This is a genomic window from Halorubrum coriense DSM 10284, from assembly GCF_000337035.1.
Lineage (GTDB): Archaea > Halobacteriota > Halobacteria > Halobacteriales > Haloferacaceae > Halorubrum > Halorubrum coriense.
This window is the reverse complement of the sequence record NZ_AOJL01000041.1, coordinates 1-6,572: the sequence shown is the minus strand read 5'-3', so window position 1 is coordinate 6,572 and position 6,572 is coordinate 1. Positions and strand designations below refer to the sequence as shown.

The following is a 6,572-nucleotide window of genomic DNA, read 5'->3' as shown; positions in this document are numbered from 1 at the left end:
CCCGCTCAGAGATGTGTATAAGAGACAGGGACACGGACGGCCGGCCGCACGCCCGACGCCGCCCGCCCGTCGCCTTCGGTCCCTCCGTTCATCTATTCACGTGTTTTTTATCCGACATAGTAACGGTTTCGCTCGGGGGTCACCGGACCACCGTCGAGACGGCGATTCCGGAGCCGACCGGGAGGATCGCCGTCTCGACGGCGTCGTCCGAGCGGACGGTGCCCACGTACTCGCCGATGCCCCGCGTCTCCGCGTCGACCGCGTCGTCCGGGAGCGGTTCGCCCGCCTCGAAGTGCGCGACGAGGGTCTCGAAATCGATCGGCCCGCGGGCGATGTTGTCGGCGATGATCACGCCCCCGGAGCGGACCTTCGGGAGGACCGTCCGGTAGGCGTCGGCGTACCGCCCCTTCTGGTGGTCGACGAGGACCACGTCGAAGGGCCCGTCGTAGCGGTCGACCGTCTCCATCGCGTCGCCGACCTCGAAGGTGACGCGGTCGGCGTAGCCGCCGTCGGCGGCGAACGCGACGCCGCGCTCGGCCTCGTCGGCGTCGAACTCGGTACAGACCACGCTCTCCGCGCCGCCGCGGAGGAACCACGTGGCGGAGTAGCCGAAGCCGGAGCCGAACTCGAAGACGCGGTCCGCGTCCGTCAGCCGCGCGAGCAGCCGCAGGACCGCCCCGGCCTCAGGCCCGATGATCGGGAACCCCCACTCGTCGGCGAGGGCGGCCATCTCCGCCTGGACCGACGTGTGCTCCGGTGCCGTCGCGGTCAGAAACCGACGCGTGGGGTCTGTGAGCACGTCCATACCTCCGTGTCGAACGCGTGATACTTAAATCGGGTCGGCGGGGGGTGCCGTCGCGTCCGCGGGCGAGCCGCCGTCTGCGCGGCCCGCGTCCGCCCGTCCCTGAAAACTGTTAAGTCCCGTTCGGTCGACCGATTCAGTAATGTACGACCCTGACGAACTCGTCGAGATACGCGAGGCCAAGGAGTCGTGGGAGGCGGGCACCTACGGCGAGACGGTCGACCGGTTCGGCGAGCGCGAGGAGGCGTTCACCACCGACACCGGCGGACAGGAGGTCGACCCCCTGTACACCCCGGCCGACGTCGAGGTGGACTACCGCGAGGACCTCGGCTACCCCGGCGAGGAGCCGTACACCCGCGGCGTCTACTCGACGATGCACCGGGGACGGCTGTGGACGATGCGCCAGTACGCCGGGATGGGCACCGCCGCGGAGACGAACGAGCGGTTCCGCTACCTCATCGACGAGGGCTCGTCGGGACTGTCGATGGCGTTCGACCTCCCGACGCAGATGGGATACGACTCCGACGCCGCGATGGCCGAGGGGGAGGTCGGCCGGTCCGGCGTCGCCATCGACACGCTCGACGACTTCGAGACCGTCTTCGATTCGATCCCCCTCGACGAGGTGTCGACGTCGATGACGATCAACGCCCCGGCGGGGGTGCTGCTCGCGATGTACGTCGCGATGGGGGACGAGCAGGGCGTCCCGCGCGAGCAGCTCCGCGGGACGATCCAGAACGACATCATGAAGGAGTACATCGCGCGGAACCTCTACATCTACCCGCCGAAGGAGTCGATGCGGCTTATTACGGACATCTTCGAGTTCTGTGCGGCCGAGACGCCGAAGTTCAACACCATCTCCATCTCCGGGTACCACATCCGCGAGGCCGGGTCGACCGCGGCCCAGGAGATCGCCTTCACCCTCGGCGACGGCATCGAGTACGTCGAGGCCGCCCTCGACGCCGGGCTCGACGTCGACGAGTTCGCCCCCCAGCTCTCCTTCTTCTTCAACGCCCACAACAACATCTTCGAGGAGGCCGCGAAGTTCCGCGCCGCGCGCCGGATGTGGGCGCAGATCATGGACGAGCGGTTCGGGGCCGAGAACCCCAAGTCGAAGCAGCTGAAGTTCCACACCCAGACCGGCGGCTCGACGCTCACCGCCCAGCAGATCGAGAACAACGTCGTCCGCGTCTCGTATCAGGCGCTCGCGGCCGTCCTCGGCGGCACGCAGAGCCTCCACACCAACGGGAAAGACGAGGCGCTCGCGCTCCCGACGGAGAAGTCCGTCCGGACCGCGCTGCGCACCCAGCAGATCCTCGCCCACGAGTCGGGCGCGGCCGACACGATCGACCCGCTCGCGGGCTCGTACTACGTCGAGGACCTCACCGACGGGATCGAGGAGGAGGCGTTCGAGATCTTAGAGGAGGTCGACCGCCGCGGCGGCATGCTGGAGGCCGTCGAGAGCGGCTGGGTCCAGCGGCAGATCCAGGACGTCGCCTTCGAGCGCCAACAGGAGATCGAGGAGGGCGAGCGGATCATCGTCGGCGTCAACGAGTTCGAGGTCGACGAGGAGCCGGAGATGGACTTAGAAGAGGTCGACCCCGATCAGGAGCAGAACCAGCGGGAGCGTCTGGAGGAGGTCAAGGCCGAGCGCGACGACGACGCGGTCGACGACGCGCTCGCCGGACTGCGCGAGGCCGCGCGGGGGACCGAGAACGTGATGCCGCACATCGTCGACGCCGTGAAGGCGTACGCGACGGTCCAAGAGATCTCGGACGTGCTCCGCGACGAGTTCGGGGAGTACAAGCCCGGGCGGTGAGCGGCCGAAAAAATCAGTCTACGGAGCGGAGTTCGTATCGCGGCGGCTCGCAGGTTACTTCCGGTCCATCGACGAGTCGTACTTGCGCTGGTGGGTCCGGACCGACTGCGCGACGGCCTCGTGGTCGGGGACGCCGACCCACGGAATCGAAGTGCCGTCGGATGTCCGGACGTCGATGTGACCGTGTCCGAGGAGCCGCCCGACGAGACTCTGAGCGGTGTCGATGCCCTGGATGTCGGAGATACGGTACTCGCGGGTGTCGATCCGCAGGAAACCGACCTCTTTTTTGACCCGCTCGTCGGTGACGATGTATCGAGATTGACTCCGGGCGAACGCGACGTAGCCGACGACGGCTCCCGCGACGATCAGGCCGCCGAGAAGGCCGTCGAGCCCCGAACTGAGGCTGAATAGGAGGATCAGTGCCGCAACGCTGAGCTGTTTCCACCACAGCCCCCATCCCGGATGCCGGTTCTGTAGCACGGACTCGCCGTCCATCACGTTGATGCCGGCCGTCCCGGCCTCGTGCCGCACGTCAGTTACGGTTTCAGTAGACATTCCGTTGGTACGCTTCTCGCGTCGATGTTAAATGTAGCACAACATTACTATTCTAGAATATCAAAAACAATTAACAATACTCGAAGCACCCGTGTACAGCGGTTTTTATTAAAAAAGTCAGAAATATATTCTACTCGGATGTGACACAGTCCCGAATCGATCGTGCCGAATCGGGGAGATGTCTCGAAGAACGCCGCCCGATATAAGTCGCGGACCGACGTACCGTCGGCCATGCGCTTCGACCACGTCGGCGTCGCGACCCGCGACGCGACCGACCTCGCCGACCTGTTCGGCGGCCTGCTCGACGCGCCGGTCGCCCACGAGGAGACGTTCGACGACATTCGGATCGTCTTCCTCGAACTCGACGGCGGCGGGTACTTCGAACTGCTCGAACCGGACACCGGGGGAACGATCGCCGAGTACCTCGACCGCGAGGGGCCGGGCACGCACCACGTCGCGCTCGCGGTCGACGACCTGCCGGCGACGCTCGACCACGCGCGCGACCTCGGCATCGACCTCGTCGACGAGGAGCCGCGCCCGGGGGCGTGGGGTCACGAGGTCGCCTTCTGCCACCCGCGGTCCACCGGCGGCGTGCTCGTCGAGTTCGTCGAGCACTGAGGGGAGGTACCGCCGAACGGACCGGCCGACCGCGACTCAGTCCGCCGCCTCGACCGCCGGGTCGTGCGTCTCGTACCAGCCGAGGATCTTCTCCAGCCGGTGGATCGCGCGGTCCGGGTCGCCGATGTTGTGGTGCTCGTCGGGGTAGACCACCAGTTCGGCGTCGACGCCCTGCTTGCGGGCGGCGACGTACAGCTGCTCCGACTGCGAGGGCGGACACCGCCAGTCCTCGCCGCCGGCCATCACGAGCAGCGGGGTCTCGATGTTCCCGGCGTCCAGCACCGCCGTCGACGAGTCGTACGCCTCGGGGTTCTCCCACGGGAGGCCGAACTCCGCCTCAAGCCAGACGTGGGTGTCGTCCGTGCCGAACGCCGAGCGGAGGTCGTAGATGCCGTGCTCCGGTGCCGCCGCGGTGAACAGGTCCGGCTCCTGCGTGACGAGGAACCCCTGCGCGATGCCGCCGTACGAGAAGCCGTGGCCGAACACGCGGTCCGGGTCGACCCACCCGCGGTCCGCGAGCGATCTGACGCCGGCCGCGATATCGTCGACCTCGGCGGTCCCCCACTCGCCGGTCAGTTCGGCGGTGAACTCCCGGCCGCGGGAGGTGCCCCCGCGGTAGTTCGGCCGGAAGACGAGGTAGCCCCGGCTCGTCAGGGCGGCGTGCCCGAAGCTGAAGACGGGTTCGTCGTACGACATCGGACCGCCGTGGATCGCCACCACGAGCGGATGGTCGCCGTCGGCGGGGTCGACGTCGGGGTCGTGGTAGAGCACGCCGTCGAGCGTCCAGCCGGCCGACTCCCACTCGACGCGCCGCGCTGTCGGCATCGCGAACTCGTCGACGAGCGACTCGTTGACGCGGGTGAGCCGGCGGAAGGAGTCCGGCTCGCTCGCCGCGTCGCCACCTGCGCGGCTCCCATCGCTCGCCGCGTCGTCACCTGCGCGGCTCCCGTCGCCCGCCGCGTTGAGGTCGGCGACGTCGACCGCGTAGAGGTCGGTCCCGGTCTCCGGCTCAGAGAGAACGGTCACCGCGGTCGCCCCGTCGTCGGCGACGTCGAACCCGGCCATGGCGCGGTCGCGGCCCTGCGCCTCGAAGACCCGTTCCGCGGTCCCGTCGGTCTCGACGCGGATCAGGCGCGTGTGGCTCTCGTCGGCGATCCGAGTGTAGATAGACTCGTCGACCCACTCGATCCCGCCGCCGCGGGCGACCGTGCGGTCGAGGGCGGCGGTGAGCGAGGTCGGGGCGTCGCGGTCGTCGGCGTCACCGCCGTCGGCCTCCCCGCCGGCGGCGTCGACGAGATACACCTCCGCCGGGGCCGGCGGGTCGTCCGGGTCGCTCGCGACCGTCGCGATCCGGTCGCCGTCCGGGTGCCACGCGGGCGCGCCGTGACTGAGGTCGCCGCCAGTGAGCCGCTCGGCGTCGCCCCCGTCCGCCGACACCGCGTAGCAGTCGCGGACGGTGGTGTCGTCGGGGCGGTCGAGGCGGCACGAGGTGAACGCGATCCGGTCGTCCGGCCCCCACGTCGGGTCCATCCCGGCGACGTCCTCGAACGCGCCGCCGCCGTACGCGTCGTCGAGCCGGCGGGGGTCGCTCTCGGGGTCGTCGGGGTCGACGACGAACAGGTACCGCGTCACCTCGTCGGTCCAGCCCGCGCCGTTCACCTTGTGCTGGAGGCGAGTGGTCTCGATGGGGCCGCCCTCCTCGCGCACCTGATCGAGGTACTCGGACTCCTCGTCGGTCGGGTCCCGCGACTCGATCACCAGCCGGTCGCCGTCCGGCGACCAGTCGAACCCGGCGACGCCCTCGTCGCGCTCGGTGACCTGTCGCGCGTCGCCGCCGAGCGCGAGGTCGAACACCCACACCTGCGGCTTTGGTTCCCCGTCGTCGCCGAGCGGTTCCTCGCCGTCGCCGTCGGCCGACTCGTCGTCCGCGTCGCCCTCGCTCTCTTCGCCCTCTGCGCCGTCCGCCTCCTCGTCGTCGCGGTCCCGCCAGCCGACCCGCTTCTCGGCGTCGCGCTCCCGGGCGGCCACGAACGCGAGGCGGTCGCCGTCCGGTCCCCACGTCGGCGCGGACGCGCCCGACGCGCTTGTCAGTCGGTGCGGGTCGCGGGAGCCGTCCGTCGGCGCGACGAACAGCGAGGAGACCGCCTCGTCGGCGGCCTGGTCGTACTCGGTCGCGGTGAAGGCGACGCGGTCGCCGGCCGGGGAGACGGCGACCTCGCCGATCTGTGTCAGGTCGTAGTACGCGTCGAGCGGCAGTTCCGACATGGACCGATACAGCGGCGGGCACAGGAAATACGTTCGGGCCGCGGAACCCCGTGGACGGCGTGTGGCCCGCTGGGCCGCGCGCAACTGGCGACGTGCGACCGACTTAACCGCGCCGCGGTCCGATCGGCGGCCGTGTTCCGCGACCTCTCGCGCCGGATCGAGACGGGGATGCCGACCTACCCGGGCGACCCCGAGGTGACGCTCGCGCCCGACGCGACCCACGAGACCGACGGTTACGCGACAAGCGAACTGCGGACCGGCACCCACGCGGGAACCCACGTCGACGCGCCGCGGCACACGCTGCCCGACGGGGAGTCGATCGACGAGCGGTCGGTCGGTCGGTTCGCGTTCGACGCCCGGCTCGTGGACCTCCGGCCGCTGGAGCCGCGGGAACCGATCCCGCCGGAGGCCCTGCCCGAGGGGAGCGACCTCGGCCCCGACGTCGACCTCCTCGTCCTCCGGACCGGCTGGGAGTCCCACTGGGGGGACGACCGGTACCGCGATCACCCGTACCTC

6 protein-coding genes are annotated in these 6,572 nt (G+C 69.6%); 3 read left to right on the top strand and 3 right to left on the bottom strand.

The window, feature by feature from the left end:
- Positions 1 to 139: 139 nt before the first annotated feature.
- Entirely contained in the window at positions 140 to 805 is a 666-nt protein-coding gene (locus C464_RS10220) for an O-methyltransferase (protein ID WP_006113619.1), read from the bottom strand.
- A gap of 139 nt (positions 806 to 944) precedes the next feature.
- Between C464_RS10220 and C464_RS10215 the strand changes: the two genes are divergently transcribed.
- Positions 945 to 2,618 carry an acyl-CoA mutase large subunit family protein gene (locus C464_RS10215; protein ID WP_006113618.1) on the top strand — a complete coding sequence of 558 codons (1,674 nt, stop codon included), beginning with the start codon at positions 945 to 947 and terminating at the stop codon, positions 2,616 to 2,618.
- 54 nt (positions 2,619 to 2,672) lie between these two features.
- Here C464_RS10215 and C464_RS17480 read toward each other — a convergent pair whose 3' ends face one another.
- Positions 2,673 to 3,173: a PH domain-containing protein gene (locus tag C464_RS17480; protein WP_204365992.1), complete on the bottom strand. Its 501-nt coding sequence runs from the start codon at positions 3,171 to 3,173 to the stop codon at positions 2,673 to 2,675.
- Positions 3,174 to 3,404: 231 nt separating this feature from the next.
- Between C464_RS17480 and mce the strand changes: the two genes are divergently transcribed.
- Positions 3,405 to 3,791, top strand: coding sequence for a methylmalonyl-CoA epimerase (gene mce, locus C464_RS10205; RefSeq protein WP_006113616.1), 387 nt, complete (start codon positions 3,405 to 3,407; stop codon positions 3,789 to 3,791).
- 36 nt (positions 3,792 to 3,827) lie between these two features.
- Here mce and C464_RS10200 read toward each other — a convergent pair whose 3' ends face one another.
- Positions 3,828 to 6,056, bottom strand: a complete 2,229-nt coding sequence (locus C464_RS10200) for a S9 family peptidase (protein WP_006113615.1) — start codon at positions 6,054 to 6,056, stop codon at positions 3,828 to 3,830.
- Between the two features lie 132 nt (positions 6,057 to 6,188).
- Between C464_RS10200 and C464_RS10195 the strand changes: the two genes are divergently transcribed.
- The coding region (locus C464_RS10195; RefSeq protein ID WP_006113614.1) for a cyclase family protein at positions 6,189 to 6,572 on the top strand (384 nt) is incomplete at its 3' end.

Excerpts from the sequence above, each read along its gene's own strand:
- C464_RS10215 (WP_006113618.1), top strand. The coding sequence starts at position 945 with ATGTACGACCCTGACGAACTCGTCGAGATACGCGAGGCCAAGGAGTCG.
- C464_RS10200 (WP_006113615.1), bottom strand. The coding sequence starts at position 6,056 with ATGTCGGAACTGCCGCTCGACGCGTACTACGACCTGACACAGATCGGC.
- C464_RS10220 (WP_006113619.1), bottom strand. The coding sequence starts at position 805 with ATGGACGTGCTCACAGACCCCACGCGTCGGTTTCTGACCGCGACGGCA.
- C464_RS17480 (WP_204365992.1), bottom strand. The coding sequence starts at position 3,173 with ATGTCTACTGAAACCGTAACTGACGTGCGGCACGAGGCCGGGACGGCC.
- mce (WP_006113616.1), top strand. The coding sequence starts at position 3,405 with ATGCGCTTCGACCACGTCGGCGTCGCGACCCGCGACGCGACCGACCTC.